The following is a 14,169-nucleotide window of genomic DNA, read 5'->3' on the forward strand; positions in this document are numbered from 1 at the left end:
AGGGGCCAGGATGGGCGCATGAGTCTGCACGGCAACCTGCTCGAACCCGACGACACCCGCCTGCCGGTGGACCCGGCCGCGGCGGAGCTGGCCGCCGGGAGGGACCCGGCCGAGCTGGCGGCGGGCAACCCGTCGTCGTCGATCGCCTGGGCGGTCCTGGCCGAGCGTGCGCTGGAGTCCGGTGAGACGGTCGCCGCGTACGCCTACGCCCGTACCGGCTACCACCGCGGTCTCGACCAGCTCCGTCGCAACGGCTGGAAGGGCTTCGGCCCGGTGCCGTGGTCGCACGACCCGAACCGCGGCTTCCTGCGCTCCTGCGGTGCCCTGCTCCGGGCCGCCGACGGCGTCGGCGAGGCCCCCGAGGTCGAGCGCCTGCGCACCCTGATCGCGGACTCGGACCCGGAGGCGATCACCGCTCTGGGCCTCGGCTGAGCCGGTGCCGTCCGTGACGCCGGCCGGCTGGCGGCGGGCCGGGGACCGTGTCCGGGCCCGCCTCCGGCTCGGCGTCCGGCGGGTGCGGGCGTCGTGGCTGCCGATCCTGCAGTGCGCGTTCGCGGCGGGCCTCGCGCTGTGGGTGGCCGGCGACCTGGTCGGGCACACCCGCCCGTTCTTCGCCCCGATCGCCGCGGTGATCAGCCTGGGCCTCTCGCTGAACTCGCGGCTGCGCCGGGCCGCCGAGCTCGTCGTCGGCGTCAGCCTCGGCGTGCTGGTCGGCGACCTGCTGATCGCGCAGATCGGCAGCGGCGTCTGGCAGCTGATCCTCGTGGTCGCGCTGGCCATCACGCTCGCGACGTTCTTCGACGGCGGCAACCTGATCGTCGCCCAGGCGGGCGCGTCCGCCGTGCTGGTCACGACGCTCCTGCCCCCCGGTGAGACCGGCGGGATCGACCGCTGCGTGGACGCGCTGATCGGCGGCGTGGCCGGGATCCTGGTCGCGGCGGCGATCCCGGTGCACCCGGTCCGGATCGTGCGCCGGGAGGCCCGCCGGGTGCTCGACGACCTGGTCACCGTCCTCACCGAGGTCGCCTCGGCACTACGCGACGACGACCGGGAGAGCGCCTCGCGGGCGCTCCGCCGGGCCCGTGACACCCAGGCCGTGATCGACGGGCTCCGCACCGCGGTCGGGTCCGCCGGTGAGGTCGCCGCGGTGTCCCCGCTGCACCGGCCCCGGCGGCGGATGCTGCGCCGCTACCGCGAGCTCGCCGAGCGCGCCGACTACGCGCACCGCAACGCACGGGTGCTGGCCCGGCGGGCCCTCACCGCGATCGAGGACGGCGAGCGGATCCCGCCGGAGCTGGCCGACGCGATCGCCGATCTCGCGACCGCGGTCGGTGCGCTGATCCGCGAGCTCGGGCAGGACGGCGACCGCGAGCGCGCCCGCGGACCGCTGCTGGAGGCGGTGCAGGGCGCGCCGGTACTCGCGGAACCGCCCGTCGCCCCGGCCCCCGCCCCGGACGGCGGCCACCCGGCCGGACCGGCCGTCTCGGTCCCGGTGCTGGTCGCCCAGACCCGCTCGATCGCCGTCGACCTGCTGCAGGCCACCGGCCTGTCCCGCACCGAGGCGATGCACGCGCTGCGTGACCGGCTCCCCGCCCCGGACCTGGGCTGATCGGGGGAGCGGGGTTCCGTGACCGTCCGGTCACGGAGCAGAATCGGGCGCTGTTCGGCGCCGGGACCGACCGCGTCCCCCTGCACGGTGTGGTGTGGCCGACGCCGTCGACCGCGAACGGGGTCCCACCAGTGCAGCTGTTCATCCGCTACGTCCTCGCTCCCCTCGTCCGGCTGATCTGGCGCCCCCGTGTGCAGGGCGCCGACCACATCCCCGCCACCGGCCCGGTGATCCTGGCCGCGAACCACCGGGCCGCGGTCGACACGGCCTTCATCCCGCTGGTCGCGTCGCGCCGGGTCGCGTTCCTCGGCAAGTCCGAGTACTTCACCGGCCGCGGTCTGCGCGGGCGGCTGATGGCCGCGTTCGTGCGCGCGCTCGGCTACATCCCGGTCGACCGGGGCAACGCCCGCGCCGGGCTCGCCGCGCTCGACGCGGGCCGCAGGGTGCTGGAGACCGGTGGCGTGTTCGGGATCTACCCGGAGGGCACGCGCTCGCTCGACGGCAGGCTGCACCGCGGGCACACCGGGGTGGCGAGCCTGGCGCTGTCGACCGGCGCGGTCGTCGTGCCGGTGGGCCTGATCGGGACCGAGCGGGTGCAGCCGATCGGCCGGCTGTTCCCGCGGCTGGCCCGGGTGCAGATCCGGTTCGGCGCCCCGCTGGAGTTCAGCCGGTACGACGGCCTGGAGGGCGCGCCGGCGATCCGCCGCGCGGTCACCGACGAGATCATGGACGTGATCGCCGACCTGTCCGGCCAGACCTACGTCGACTCCTACCACCGGCGCCCGGACGAGCAGCTGCCCGCGGCCGCCTGAGGAGGCCCGATCAGCCCGGCAGGACCGGGTTCCAGGGCTCGGTGTGCCGGTACCAGGCCCAGCGCCGGATCTCGCGGGGATGCGGCTCGCCGTCGCGCACCGGGGTGGCGCCGGTCGTCCCGATCTGGATCGCGCGCCCCTGCGCGGCAGTGACACCGCGCCCGCCACGGATTCGCACGCCGTCCGGTCCCGCGTCGACGACGAGCCGCGGGACCCGGCCGCGGAACACCCGGGTCGCGTCGCAGTACGCCTCGCCATACAGGTCGGGGATCTCGCCACGGCCGACGAGGACGCCGCCGTTGTCGTCGCGCACCAGCGGCTCCGGTCGCGCGGCGCCGGTCCGGGCGAGCCGGGCCGCCGCCGCGGGGGACACCGGCACACCCCAGTTCGCCGCCGCGGCCGAACGACGGTCGACCGGCAGGTACGCGACCTCGGTGCCCAGCGCCGAGCGCCGCAGCAGACGCAGGACGACGGCGGCCAGGTCGGCGTCGTCGCCGTGCACGATCAGCCGGGCCCCGGGGTGCTCGGCGAGCAGCGGGTCGACGACGTCCTTGCCGGGACGCGGCGGAACGGTGACCGACCGCACCGCAGGATCGGACTCCAGGGACGCCGGTGGGCGTTCCCGCCGGGCACCGGGCCGGATACCGTGGAACGGAAGACGGTGTCGCCGCTGCGGCACACAGGCGAGCAGCACCGCTTCGGGATCGGTCGAATCCACTGATCGAGTACCCTCCCCGCCGCGGAATCCGGTAACCACGCCCGGATCCGCGGCCGTGACGAGCGTGTGTGAACTGGAGTCTCTTACATGCCCGCAATCGTGTTGATCGGCGCCCAGTGGGGCGACGAGGGCAAGGGCAAGGCGACCGACCTGCTCGGCGGCGAGTACGGCTGGGTCGTCCGCTACCAGGGCGGCAACAACGCCGGGCACACCGTCGTCACCCCGGACGGCCGCGACTTCGCACTCAAGCTCATCCCGTCCGGCATCCTCTCGCCGGGCGTCAAGAACGTCATCGGCAACGGTGTGGTGGTCAACCCCGAGGCGCTGATCGAGGAGAAGGCCGGGCTGGAGAAGCGCGGCGTCGACACCTCCGGCCTGCTGATCTCGGCCGACTCCCACCTGATCATGCCGTACCACGTGGCGATCGACCGGGTCACCGAGCGCTACCTCGGCAAGGCCAAGATCGGCACCACCGGCCGCGGCATCGGCCCCGCCTACCAGGACAAGGTGGCCCGGGTCGGCGTCCGTGCCGCGGACCTGCTCGACGAGAAGATCCTGCACCAGAAGGTGGAGGCCGCGCTCGAGCTGAAGAACCAGATCCTGGTCAAGGTCTACAACCGGCGTGCGCTGGACTTCCACGAGGTGGTCGACACCGTCCTGGAGCAGTCCAAGGAGTTCGCCGAGAAGATCGTCGACACCCGGCTGATGCTGAACGAGGCCCTGGAGCGCGGCGAGACGCTGCTGCTGGAGGGGTCGCAGGGCACGCTGCTCGACGTCGACCACGGCACCTACCCGTTCGTGACCTCGTCGAACCCGACCGCGGGCGGTGCCTCCGTCGGCTCCGGCATCGGCCCGAACAAGATCACCCGGGTGATCGGGATCCTGAAGGCCTACACCACCCGCGTGGGGTCCGGCCCGTTCCCGACCGAGCTGCACGACGAGATGGGCGAGTTCCTGCGCAAGACCGGCGGTGAGGTCGGCGTCAACACCGGCCGCGCCCGGCGCTGCGGCTGGTTCGACGCCGTCATCGGCCGGTACGCCGCCCGTGTCAACGGCATCACCGACTTCTTCCTGACCAAGCTCGACGTGCTCTCCGGCCTCCAGTCGGTCCCGATCTGCGTCGGCTACGAGGTCGACGGCCACCGGGTCGACGAGATGCCGATGACCCAGACCGGCTTCCACCACGCCGTCCCGGTGTACGAGGAGATGCCCGGCTGGTTCGAGGACCTCTCCGGCGCCCGGACCTGGGAGGATCTGCCGGCGAACGCCCGCGCGTACGTCGGGCGGATCGAGGAGCTCACCGGGGCGCGGGTGTCCGCGATCGGCGTCGGCCCCGGACGGGACCAGACGATCACCCGCTGACCCGCGCGGGTCAGGTGTCGGCGCGGACGGCCGGCTCGTCGCGCACCGGGGTGACCGCGACCGCGGCGAGCGGTGCCAGCGCCGCGACCGCGAAGCCGACGCCGTAGCCGGCGACGCCGACCAGGGCGCCGAGCGCGACCGGGACCACCGACCCGAGGGCGTTCTGCCCGGTGTTCTGGATCCCGAGCGCCCGCCCCGACCAGGCGCGGCCGGCGAGCTCGGCGGTGCTGGTGTAGGCCAATCCGTTGTCGGCGACGGTGACGACGGCACCGACCGCCAGCATCGCCACCGCCAGCCAGGCGGCGACGGCGTCGCCGAGGGCGAACAGCAGGAGGACGACGACGGCGGCGACCGCGATCTGGCGCATCGGCCGCATCCGTGACCCGACCCGGTCCGACCACCAGCCGGACCCGATCCGGCCGAGTGCGCCGGCGACCTGGCCCGCCGCGACGAACGCCCCGGCCGCCGCCGCACCCCAGCCCTGCTCGCGCACCAGGTACTCGGTGCCGAACGAGGCCACCGCGAACTGCGGGACGACGAGCAGGGCGGACGCGCCGTGCACCCGCCACAGCAGCGGCGTGCGGTACGGCGAACCCTCCGGCGCCGCCCCGGCCGGCCGGGGGACCCGGGGCGGGTCCGGGGCCAGCAGCAGCACCAGGACGGCGGAGAGCAGGCACAGCACGGCGGGCAGCAGCAGCGCGGGCCACGGGCCGACCGCCGCCCCCAGCGACGGCAGCGTGAGCCCGGCCAGCGCGACACCGAGCGGCTGGGCCGTCTGCCGGATGCCCATCGCCGTGCCGCGCTCGTGCGCGCCGAACCAGCCCATGACCATCCGGCCGCTGGCCGCGAACACCGACGCCGCCCCGGCCCCGCCGAGCAGCAGGAACGCGAGCGTGCCCGGTCCGGGCAGGAGGGCCGCGCCCGCGACCCCGGCCGCGCACACGGTCAGCCCGGCGGCGATCACCCGGCGCTCGCCGGTGCGGTCGGCCAGCGCGCCCCAGGCGATCAGGGTCAGCAGCAGCCCGGCGGTCGGGGCGCCGACGTAGGTGCCGACCCGCGCGAGCGAGAGACCACCGGCGTCGCGCAGCAACGGGACCAGGAACGGCACCCCGTAGACGAACGAGCAGGCCGCCGTCTGGGCGAGCACACCGGTGCCGAGGACCACCCATCGACGGGCGCTGCGGGTGACGTCGGTCGTGGTGGGCACCTGCCCACGCTAGGCCGACGTCTCACCAGATGACGATTCCGTCCCACCGGGTGGGACGCGTCAGGAGGCGCACTCCCCCGTGTCCACCGGCGACGCCGACTCGTTCGCGGCCACGTTCAGCGCCTGTGCGGCCTGCTCGGCGGTCAGCACGAAACCGGTCTCCGAGTCGTCCAGCGCGGCGCCGAACACCACGCCGACCACCCGGCCGTCCGGGGCGATCATCGGACCGCCGGAGTTCCCGGAGCGGACGACCGCGCGGACGGTGTAGACGTCGCGGACCACGCTGCCCTGCTCGTAGATGTCCGGGCCGCGCAGCCGGATCCGCTCGCGGACCTTGCCGGGCGTCACCGTGTACGGGCCGTCCAGCGGGTAGCCGAGGATGACGACGTCGTCGCCGACCCGGGCGGGGTCCGGGCTGAACTGCAGCGGCTCCTCCTCCAGGGCCGGCACGTCCAGGACGGCCACGTCGACCTGCGGGTCGTAGAAGACGACCTCGGCGTCGAGCTGGCGGGTCCGCCCGCTCGCGGTGGTCACCTCGACGGTCGTGCTGGAGGTGCCCGCGACGACGTGCGCGTTCGTCATGACCCGCTGCGGGGCGACGACGAACCCGGTGCCCTCCAGTGCCCGCCGGCAGGACGGCGCCCGCCCGCGCACCTTGAGCACCCGGTCCCGGACCTCGGTGACCACCGGGTTCTGCACGAGGTTCGCGTCCGGCGGGCCGACCGCGGCGACCGGTGTGCGGGAGAACGGGCTGACCACGTCCGGGAACCCGGAGTCGTCGAGGATCTGGCGCAGCTCGGACGGGAGCTGGCGGGCCGCGTCGGGCATGACGCCGTCGACCGCGCCGAGCACCCGCGAGTCGCGCAGTCCGCTGGTCAGCGTCGCGAAGCTGGTCGAGGCCAGCGGCAGGGCGATCAGCCAGGCGGCGACCACCACCGCGACGGCCTGCACCCCGGCCCCGAGGGTCGAGTCGACCTTCAGCGTGCCCTCGCCGCGGATCCGGTCCCGGATGAACCGGCCGAGGTACACCCCCGTGGCCTCGCCGAGCGCGACCAGGAGCACCACCGCGCCGATGCCGAGCAGCACCTTGGCCTGCTGGGACTCCACCTGCGCCGCCAGCAGCGGCGCGAGCCGCAGGCCCAGCACCGCGCCGGTCAGCACCCCGAGGAACGAGAGCAGCGCGACCGCCACCCCGTGCCGCCATCCGGACGCCGCCGCCAGCAGCGCCAGCACGACGACCACCACGTCGACCCAGCTGATGCTCACCGGCCCACCTCGTCATCACGGTCGACGGGGTCGGTCACGCGCACTCCTCGCAGGTCGTCGGGGCGCCGGTCGTGGTGTCCCGCCCGGGCGACGGCCCAGGCGTCGTCGAGATCCTCGATCCGGGAGCGGTCCCAGGGATGCTCCCAGCCGGACCGTTGCAGCAGCGCCGAGAGCAGGCCCGCGGTGAACCCCCAGACCAGCAGCCCGGACGTCCGGAACGCGGGCCCGGTGTGCCCGCTCGGGCCGCGGACGGTGAACCGGTTGGCCGGATCGGTCAGCACCGGCACGGGGACCCGCGCCACGCTCGCCACCTCGGCCGGGTCGACCGCGCGCACCGGGACCGGGGCGGCCCAGTGCGCGAGCACCGGTGTCACCAGGAAGCCGGTCGGCGGGATGAACAGCTCCGGCAGCACCGCGAGCGGGACGACGCCTGCCGGGTCGAGCCCGGTCTCCTCCTCGGCCTCGCGCAGCGCGGCGTCCACCGGGCCGGTGTCGCCGGGGTCCAGGCGGCCGCCGGGGAAGGCGACCTGACCGGCGTGCGACCGCAGGGTCGCGGCCCGCTCGGTGAGCAGGACGTCGGGTCCCCCGTCGTCGCCCGTGCCGAACAGCATCAGGACGGCGGCGCGGCGGCCCTCGGCGCGCCCCGCCGGGTCGCGGCGCGGGCCGAACCAGCCCGGGTCGAGCCCCAGCGCGCCCTCGACCAGCGGCTTCAGCGCGTCCGGTGCGGCACCGGGATCGGGCTCCGGCACGACGACGGCGGTCACCGCAGCCGCTCCACGGCGGCGGCGACGTCGTCCGCGTCGCGGAACGGGACCGGCGGATCGACCATCGCCGGCGTGCCGTCGGCCCGGACGACGTAGGTGAACGGCAGCACCGGCGGCGTGCCGAGCGCGGCACGCAGCTCGCCGCGCGGATCGGTGACCGCCGGCAGCGTGATGCCGAGCCGGGCGGCCAGGTCCAGGGCGGCGACGGGATCGTCCTGCACGTCGACGGTCAGGACGGGGACCGATCCCGGGCGCCCGGCGTACTCCTGGAGCGCCGGCAGCTCGTCGCGGCACGGCACGCACCACGACGCCCAGAAGTTGACCAGCGCCGGGCTCCCGGTGAGGGCGGCGCCGACGTCGACGGTGCCGTCCGCGCCGAGGCACGGGACGGAGACGCCCGCCAGCGGCCCGGCGGCGGGTGCACCGGACGGGACCGGGCAGGGCCGCAGCGCCGCGGAGGCACGCGCCGCGGCCAGTGCCGCCGGGTCGGCGGCCGCCGGATCGGAGTCCGGCCGGCCCGCGGCGGCCGGCGGCACGGCGGGGTCCGGCGTGCCGCCCTGCGACGGCCAGAGCGCCCACACCGCGAGCGCGACCAGCAGGGCGACGACCACCGTCGAGACGATCTCGGACCGGGTCGCGCCGGCCCGGCTCACGGACCGGCCCCGGAGATCCCCGCCAGAGCCAGCAGGTGCTCCCGCTCCACGCCCTTGACCAGCGCGGCGGCCTCGCCGGGATCGGTGGGGCCCAGGCCGTAGGACGGGCAGTCCGGCGCCAGGGTGCAGGCTCCGCAGGCGGGCTTGCGCGAATGGCACACGCGGCGGCCGTGGAAGATCACGTGGTGCGAGACGATCGTCCAGTCGCGGCGCGGGACGAGCTCGCCGACCGCGTGCTCGACCTTGACCGGGTCCTCCTCGGTCGTCCAGCCCCAGCGGCGCACCAGCCGTCCGAAGTGGGTGTCGACGGTGATGCCGGGGACGTCGAACGCGTTGCCGAGGATCACGTTCGCGGTCTTGCGGCCGATCCCGGGCAGCGCCACCAGCTCGTCGAGGGTGGCGGGCAGCTCTCCGCCGTGCTTCTCGACCACCGCCGCACCCAGCCCGGTCAGCGAGTTCGCCTTGTTCCGGTAGAAGCCGGTCGGCCGGATCAGCTCCTCCAGCTCGGTCCGGTCGGCGCCGGCGTAGCCCGCTGCCGTGGGGTAGCGGGCGAACAGCGCCGGGGTCACCTGGTTGACGCGCTCGTCGGTGCACTGGGCCGACAGGATCGTGGCCACCGCGAGGTCCAGCGGCGTCGAGAAGTCGAGCTCGCAGTGCGCGTGCGGGTAGGCCTCGGCCAGTGCGCGCAGGATCCGGTTCACCCGTCGCGCTCGTCCGATCGGGTTCTCCCCGGCTGCGACCCGCGCGGCGAGACCGGCCGCGGCGCGCCGGGTGGGCCGCCGGACGGAGGTGCTCACGTCACCGAGCGTACGGGTGCCCTCCGACAGCCGTGGCACCGTGTCGCGCGGCCGGCCGCCGCCGTGCCCGGGCCCGACGGCGGCGTGTGCACGGCGCCGAGCGGCCCGTTCCGGCCGCCGAACGTCCGATCACCGGTCGCGGAGATCACGAACGCATCACGAAGCACGCGCACCGGCTACCCCCGGCGGGCTGCGGTGCGAAGCAGTGAGAGAGGATCGGAGGTGCCATGACTGCCTGGTTGAGCGTCCTCGTCCCGCTGCTCGTGATGTTCTTCGCGCTCGGTATGGAGCGCGTCGAGTCCCGCCTGCGGGAGTCCACGGTGCGGCAGGACGAGCTGGACGAGATGCTCGAGCAGCCCCGGCCCGACGAGGTGCGGGCCCTGTTCCGGTCCGGTACCAGCCGGGCGCTGGAGCTGTTCCGGCTCCGCAACCGCCGGCGCAGGACCGGTCGCCGTAGCCAGGTTCCGTCGGCCTGACGGGAACTGACAAGATCGAAATCGGGGCTGCGGGAGCGGCCGAGGCAGGAAGCGGGCCCGATCGGACGAGAGCCGATCGGGTCACTGGTGCGCACGTGTGTGGCGAAGGCCTCTACACTGGCGCGCCGACGACCCGCCGTGACGATCGCGGCCGGTGAACGAGGAGTTGCAGTGGACGAGGTTCTGATCCGGGCCGGGATCTTCCAGGGTGTGGAGCCCCAGGCCGCCGAGGCGCTGGCCGAGGCGCTGGAGACCGTCGAGTTCTCCCGTGGGCAGGTCATCTTCTCCGAGGGCGAGCCCGGTGACCGCCTCTACATCGTGGCCGGCGGGAAGGTGAAGCTCGGCCGCAAGTCCCCCGACGGCCGGGAGAACCTGCTGATGGTGGCCGGCCCGTCCGACATGTTCGGCGAGCTGTCCATCTTCGACCCGGGCCCGCGCACGTCCTCGGCGACCGCGGTGACCGAGGTGCGGACCTACACGATGGACCGCACCGCGCTGCGGGAGTGGATCGGCAAGCGCCCCGAGATCGCGGAGCAGCTGCTGCGCGTGCTGGCGCGCCGCCTGCGCCGCACCAACAACATGCTCGCGGACCTGATCTTCACCGACGTGCCCGGCCGCGTCGCGAAGTCGCTGCTGCAGCTCGCCCGTCAGTTCGGGTCGCAGGAGTCCGGTCTGCTGCGGGTCACGCACGACCTCACGCAGGAGGAGATCGCCCAGCTGGTCGGTGCCTCCCGGGAGACCGTCAACAAGGCGCTCGCCGACTTCGCGCACCGCGGCTGGCTGCGGCTCGAGGGCAAGAGCGTGCTGATCCTGGAGCCGGAGCGCCTGGCCCGCCGGGCCCGCTGAGCGGCGTCCCACCCCCCGGAATACCGCTGGTACGTCCGTACCAGACCATGTGATCCTGGGCTGCGTGGCCGCCTCCCTCTCCGACTACCGGGCCGCGCTCGGTGCGCCCGGGGCCGCCGCGCCGGTCTGCGCGTCCGTGATCGGGCGGTTCCCGATCGCGATGCACAGCCTCGCGACGCTGCTCTACGTCCGCGAGGTCCAGGGGTCCTACGCCGTCGCGGGTGCGATCTCGGCGGCGCTGCTGGTCGGGACGGCCGCCGGGACCGTCGTCCAGGGCCGGGTGCTCGACCGGCTCGGCCCGACCCGGCCGATGCTCGTCCTGGTCGCGGTCTACGCCGTCGCCGTCACCGGTCTGGTGGTCTGCATCGAGGCCGCGTCGCCGGTCGTGGTGACCGCCGCGGTCGCGGTGCTCGCGGGCCTCGCGACCCCCGCGATCGAGGGCTCCTCGCGCGCCCTGTGGACCGACCTGGTGCCGTCCGGGCCGCGCCGCGAGGCGGCCTACACCTACGAGGCGATCAGCCTCGAGACGTTCTTCGTCCTCGGGCCCGCGCTCGCCGCGGTGCTGGTGGTGGCCACCCCGTGGCCGGGGACGGCACTCGTCGTCGCCGCGTCGGCCGAGCTGGTCGGGACGACCTGGTTCGCACTCACCCGATCGGTGCGCCGTCGTTCGGAGCGGATCCGCGCCGAGCGCGCGACCGGGGCGCTCGCCCGCGAGACCGGGCTGCTCGGTGTCTTCCGCCGGCCGGGACTGCGGACCGTGGCGCTCGCGTCGCTCGGGTTCGGCCTGGTGGCGGGCACCGCCGAGGTCGGGGTGTTCGCCGCGGCCGAGTTCGCCGGCTCCCCCGCGGCCGGCGGGATCCTGCTGTCCGCGTGGTCGGTGGTGTCGGTGCTGGCGGGCGTCGCCTACGGGATGCGGCCGTGGCCGCGCCCGCTGCACCTGCGGCTGCCGGTGCTGCTGGCCGGGTTCGCCCTGCTGGTGACGGTGATGGGACTGGTCTCCCCGCTCGGCTCGCTGGTGCTGCTCGCCGTCCCGATGATGGCGGCCGGAGCCCTGATCACCCCGCAGGTCACCGGGCACTCGCTCGGGGTGGAGCTGACCGCACCGGCGGAGTCGGCCACCGAGGCGTTCAACTGGATGGTGATGGCGGCGGTGCTGGGCGTCTCCGCCGGGCAGGCGCTGGCCGGGACGATGATCGACCTGCTCGGCCCCGCCGGGTACGCCACCGGCGGGGCGCTCGGGATGCTGGTCGCGCTGCTGCTGTGGCTGCGCCGCGGCTCGGTCGCGGCCGCGGGTGACCGGCGCGAGCCGGCCGGGAGCCCCGCGTGAGGGGCGCTGCGGACCTGCGACGGCTGCGGGACGCCGTCGCCGCGGACATGGTGGGCGCCGACGTCGCCCACGACCTGGGGCACCTCGACCGGGTCGCCGGGCTGGCGGCGCGGCTCGCGGTGCGGGAGGGGCACGACGGGTTCGTCGCCGCCGTCGCCGCCTACGTGCACGACCACCACCGGGCCGCGGAGGCCCGGCTGGGCCGGGTCGTCGCCCCCGCCGAGTGCCGGGACGAGGCCCGGGACGCGTTGTGCCGCGGCGGGATCCCCTCGGAGCTGTGGGAGCCGGTGCTCGACGCCGTCGAGGCGACCGGCCGCTACTCCTTCTCGGCGGGCGACCGGGGCCCCGCACCACCGGCCGCGGCCGCCGCGATCGCGGCCTGCCTGCACGACGCCGACATGCTCGACGCCATGGGCGCCACCGGGATCGCGCGTGCCTTCGCCTACGGCGGGGCGATCGGTGAGCCGCTGTGGGACCCGGCGGCGCCGCCGTCGTCGGACGGGTACCGCTCCGGGCCCACCGGCTCGGTGATCGCGCACTTCCACGAGAAGCTGCTCCGGCTGCGCGGGGAGCTCCGCACCGCGGCCGGGCGGGAGATGGGCGAGCGCAGGCACGCGGCGCTGGAGCAGTTCCTGCACCGCTTCCGCGAGGAGTGGATCGACGCGCACGACGATGCGGGGACGGCGCCGCCCGCGCCGTGACCGCCGACGGGCCGGGTCAGCCGCGCAGGTGGTCCAGCTGGGCGCGCACCGAGAGCTCGGCGGCGTCCCACAGCGAGGTGTCGACGTCGGCGTAGACGACCTCGACGACGTCCCGCGCCGTCGACTCCGGCCCCAGCTCCTCCAGGGCCGCGCGCACCTGGTCCAGCCGCTGCTCGCGGTGCGCGAGGTAGGCGTTCGCGATCTCCGCGGCGTCCGGGAGCTCCGGCCCGTGCCCGGGGAACAGCGGGGTCCCCGCCGGCAGCTCGGCGATGCGGCGCAACGACTCCAGGTAGGGGCCCAGCGCGCCGTCCGGGTGCGCGATCACGGTCGTCCCCCGCCCCAGGACGGTGTCGCCGGCCAGCAGCGCCGGCCCGTCCGATCCGGGCCCCTCGAGCAGCAGCGACACCGAGTCGGACGTGTGTCCCGGCGTCGTCATGACGGTCAGCTCCACGCCCGCCCCGGCGATCACCGTGCCGTCGGTGAGGGGGTCGGTGCCGACCGCGAGGGACGGGTCCGCGGCGTAGACCGGGGCGCCGGTCAGCTCGACGAAGCGACCGACCCCGCCGGCGTGGTCGTGGTGCCGGTGGGTGAGGACGACGGCGGCGACCGGGGCACCGTCGGCGAGCGCCTCCAGGTGGGTGCCGTCGTCCTCCCCGGGGTCGACGACGATCCGCTGCCCGGAGTCGGGCACCGCGACCACCCAGGTGTTGGTGCCGTCCAGCGTCATCGGGCCGGGGTTGTCCTGCAGCAGCACCGACGCGAGCGGGTGCACCGCGCGCAGGCTGCCGTAGAGCGGGTGGCTCACGTGCGTGCCTCCTCGTATCGCCAGTCCGGGTCGCCGGGCAGCGTGATCGTCACGACCTTGCCCTCCCGGCGCACCTCGGGGGTGATCGGCTCGATCTCGCGGTGGACGGCGGCGTCGAGCACCGCGGCGGCCGATCCGTGCCGGCCCAGGTCCTGCAGCGTGTGCAGGGTCGGGGGCATGAGCGCGACGTCGCCGGCCTCGTACCCGGCGAGTGCCGCGGCGGGGGTCCACCAGCGCGCCTCGACGGCCTCGGTCGTGGCGTCGTCGGCGACCTGGCCCTCGGGCAGCCGGGCGACCAGGAACGCGGTGTCGTAGCGCTTCGGGTTCCGCGGCGGGGTGATCCAGCGGGCCCACGGCACCAGCAGGTCGGCGCGCAGCTCCAGGTCGTGCTCGGCGAGCAGGGCGGGCAGCGTCGCGTGCCGTCCGACGAGGTCGTCGCGACGGTGGGCCGCGAGCCCGTCGGGGCCGGGCTCGGCCCCGGGTCGGGACGCCAGCAGCACCCCGCACTCCTCGAAGGTCTCCCGCACGGCGGCGGTGACCAGCGCGGCGGCCTGCGGTTCGGGGAGCCCGAACGCGGTGCCGAACCGGGCGGGCTCCGGGCCGCGCCAGCGGGCGGGGTCCGGGACGTCGTCGGGCGAGACACCGCCGCCGGGGAACACGGTCATGCCGCCGGCGAAGGCCATCCCGGCCACCCTGCGCTGGAGGAACACCTCCAGTCCGCCGTCCGGCGCGTCGCGGACGAGCAGGACCGTCGCGGCGGGTTTCGGCTCGACCGGCTGCGCCGTCGTCGGAGCTGCGGTGCTCATGACCGCCGACCCTAGGTCAC

16 protein-coding genes are annotated in these 14,169 nt (G+C 75.4%); 8 read left to right on the forward strand and 8 right to left on the reverse strand.

The window, feature by feature from the left end; all coding sequences use genetic code 11:
* Positions 1-18: 18 nt before the first annotated feature.
* From PP1_RS17585 to PP1_RS17595, 3 genes are all read left to right on the forward strand, one after another.
* The gene (locus tag PP1_RS17585; RefSeq protein WP_010225291.1) at positions 19-432 is read left to right on the forward strand and encodes a DUF3151 domain-containing protein; all 414 of its coding nucleotides are present in this window, start codon (positions 19-21) and stop codon (positions 430-432) included.
* A 4-nt stretch (positions 433-436) separates the two neighbouring features.
* Positions 437-1,609 carry an FUSC family protein gene (locus PP1_RS17590; RefSeq protein ID WP_010225290.1) on the forward strand — a complete coding sequence of 391 codons (1,173 nt, stop codon included), beginning with the start codon at positions 437-439 and terminating at the stop codon, positions 1,607-1,609.
* Positions 1,610-1,740: 131 nt separating this feature from the next.
* Positions 1,741-2,421, forward strand: coding sequence for a lysophospholipid acyltransferase family protein (locus tag PP1_RS17595; RefSeq protein ID WP_010225289.1), 681 nt, complete (start codon positions 1,741-1,743; stop codon positions 2,419-2,421).
* Positions 2,422-2,431: 10 nt separating this feature from the next.
* Here PP1_RS17595 and PP1_RS17600 read toward each other — a convergent pair whose 3' ends face one another.
* On the reverse strand, positions 2,432-3,007 hold the full coding sequence (locus tag PP1_RS17600) for a hypothetical protein (RefSeq protein WP_010225288.1): 576 nt from the start codon (positions 3,005-3,007) through the stop codon (positions 2,432-2,434).
* Positions 3,008-3,226: 219 nt separating this feature from the next.
* Here PP1_RS17600 and PP1_RS17605 point away from each other — a divergent pair, with 219 nt between their 5' ends.
* On the forward strand, positions 3,227-4,501 hold the full coding sequence (locus PP1_RS17605; protein ID WP_029239235.1) for an adenylosuccinate synthase: 1,275 nt from the start codon (positions 3,227-3,229) through the stop codon (positions 4,499-4,501).
* A 10-nt stretch (positions 4,502-4,511) separates the two neighbouring features.
* Here the strand turns inward: PP1_RS17605 and PP1_RS17610 are convergent, their stop codons facing one another.
* Genes PP1_RS17610 through nth form a run of 5 tightly spaced genes read right to left on the reverse strand, consistent with a single transcriptional unit; the run spans position 4,512 to position 9,188 of the window.
* On the reverse strand, positions 4,512-5,708 hold the full coding sequence (locus PP1_RS17610) for an MFS transporter (protein ID WP_075314841.1): 1,197 nt from the start codon (positions 5,706-5,708) through the stop codon (positions 4,512-4,514).
* A 60-nt stretch (positions 5,709-5,768) separates the two neighbouring features.
* Positions 5,769-6,968 (reverse strand): MarP family serine protease, encoded by a 1,200-nt coding sequence (locus PP1_RS17615; protein ID WP_029239525.1) that lies wholly within the window; start codon positions 6,966-6,968, stop codon positions 5,769-5,771.
* 2 nt (positions 6,969-6,970) lie between these two features.
* Complete coding sequence (locus PP1_RS17620) at positions 6,971-7,738, reverse strand: NUDIX hydrolase (protein ID WP_060574516.1); 768 nt, start codon at positions 7,736-7,738, stop codon at positions 6,971-6,973.
* Positions 7,735-8,391, reverse strand: a complete 657-nt coding sequence (locus PP1_RS17625; RefSeq protein WP_083697271.1) for a TlpA family protein disulfide reductase — start codon at positions 8,389-8,391, stop codon at positions 7,735-7,737. Before PP1_RS17625 ends, PP1_RS17620 begins: the two co-directional genes overlap by 4 nt.
* Positions 8,388-9,188: an endonuclease III gene (nth, locus tag PP1_RS17630; protein ID WP_010236844.1), complete on the reverse strand. Its 801-nt coding sequence runs from the start codon at positions 9,186-9,188 to the stop codon at positions 8,388-8,390. Before nth ends, PP1_RS17625 begins: the two co-directional genes overlap by 4 nt.
* A 227-nt stretch (positions 9,189-9,415) precedes the next feature.
* Between nth and PP1_RS17635 the strand changes: the two genes are divergently transcribed.
* The 4 genes from PP1_RS17635 (at position 9,416) to PP1_RS17650 (ending at position 12,538) form a co-directional block, all read left to right on the forward strand.
* The gene (locus PP1_RS17635; protein WP_010236842.1) at positions 9,416-9,664 is read left to right on the forward strand and encodes a hypothetical protein; all 249 of its coding nucleotides are present in this window, start codon (positions 9,416-9,418) and stop codon (positions 9,662-9,664) included.
* Positions 9,665-9,835: 171 nt separating this feature from the next.
* Positions 9,836-10,510: a Crp/Fnr family transcriptional regulator gene (locus PP1_RS17640; protein WP_010236840.1), complete on the forward strand. Its 675-nt coding sequence runs from the start codon at positions 9,836-9,838 to the stop codon at positions 10,508-10,510.
* Positions 10,511-10,574: 64 nt separating this feature from the next.
* Positions 10,575-11,837, forward strand: a complete 1,263-nt coding sequence (locus tag PP1_RS17645) for an MFS transporter (protein WP_075315277.1) — start codon at positions 10,575-10,577, stop codon at positions 11,835-11,837.
* Positions 11,834-12,538, forward strand: coding sequence for an HD domain-containing protein (locus PP1_RS17650; protein ID WP_075314840.1), 705 nt, complete (start codon positions 11,834-11,836; stop codon positions 12,536-12,538). The genes PP1_RS17645 and PP1_RS17650 overlap by 4 nt, the downstream gene beginning before the upstream one ends.
* A gap of 16 nt (positions 12,539-12,554) precedes the next feature.
* On the opposite strand, the gene PP1_RS17655 is transcribed toward PP1_RS17650, so the two are convergent.
* Together PP1_RS17655 and PP1_RS17660 are read right to left on the reverse strand one after the other, a co-directional pair.
* Positions 12,555-13,343, reverse strand: coding sequence for an MBL fold metallo-hydrolase (locus tag PP1_RS17655; protein ID WP_010227948.1), 789 nt, complete (start codon positions 13,341-13,343; stop codon positions 12,555-12,557).
* Positions 13,340-14,149 carry an NUDIX hydrolase gene (locus PP1_RS17660; protein WP_010227950.1) on the reverse strand — a complete coding sequence of 270 codons (810 nt, stop codon included), beginning with the start codon at positions 14,147-14,149 and terminating at the stop codon, positions 13,340-13,342. The genes PP1_RS17655 and PP1_RS17660 overlap by 4 nt, the downstream gene beginning before the upstream one ends.
* Between the last annotated feature and the right edge of the window lie 20 nt (positions 14,150-14,169).

The sequence above is a fragment of the Pseudonocardia sp. P1 genome (assembly GCF_000178675.2).
Taxonomy (GTDB): Bacteria; Actinomycetota; Actinomycetes; order Mycobacteriales; family Pseudonocardiaceae; genus Pseudonocardia.

What these genes read in the sequence shown, in the direction of transcription:
- PP1_RS17635 (WP_010236842.1), top strand. Translation starts at nt 9,416, where the DNA reads ATGACTGCCTGGTTGAGCGTCCTCGTCCCGCTGCTCGTGATGTTCTTC.
- PP1_RS17585 (WP_010225291.1), top strand. Translation starts at nt 19, where the DNA reads ATGAGTCTGCACGGCAACCTGCTCGAACCCGACGACACCCGCCTGCCG.
- PP1_RS17605 (WP_029239235.1), top strand. Translation starts at nt 3,227, where the DNA reads ATGCCCGCAATCGTGTTGATCGGCGCCCAGTGGGGCGACGAGGGCAAG.
- PP1_RS17660 (WP_010227950.1), bottom strand. Translation starts at nt 14,149, where the DNA reads ATGAGCACCGCAGCTCCGACGACGGCGCAGCCGGTCGAGCCGAAACCC.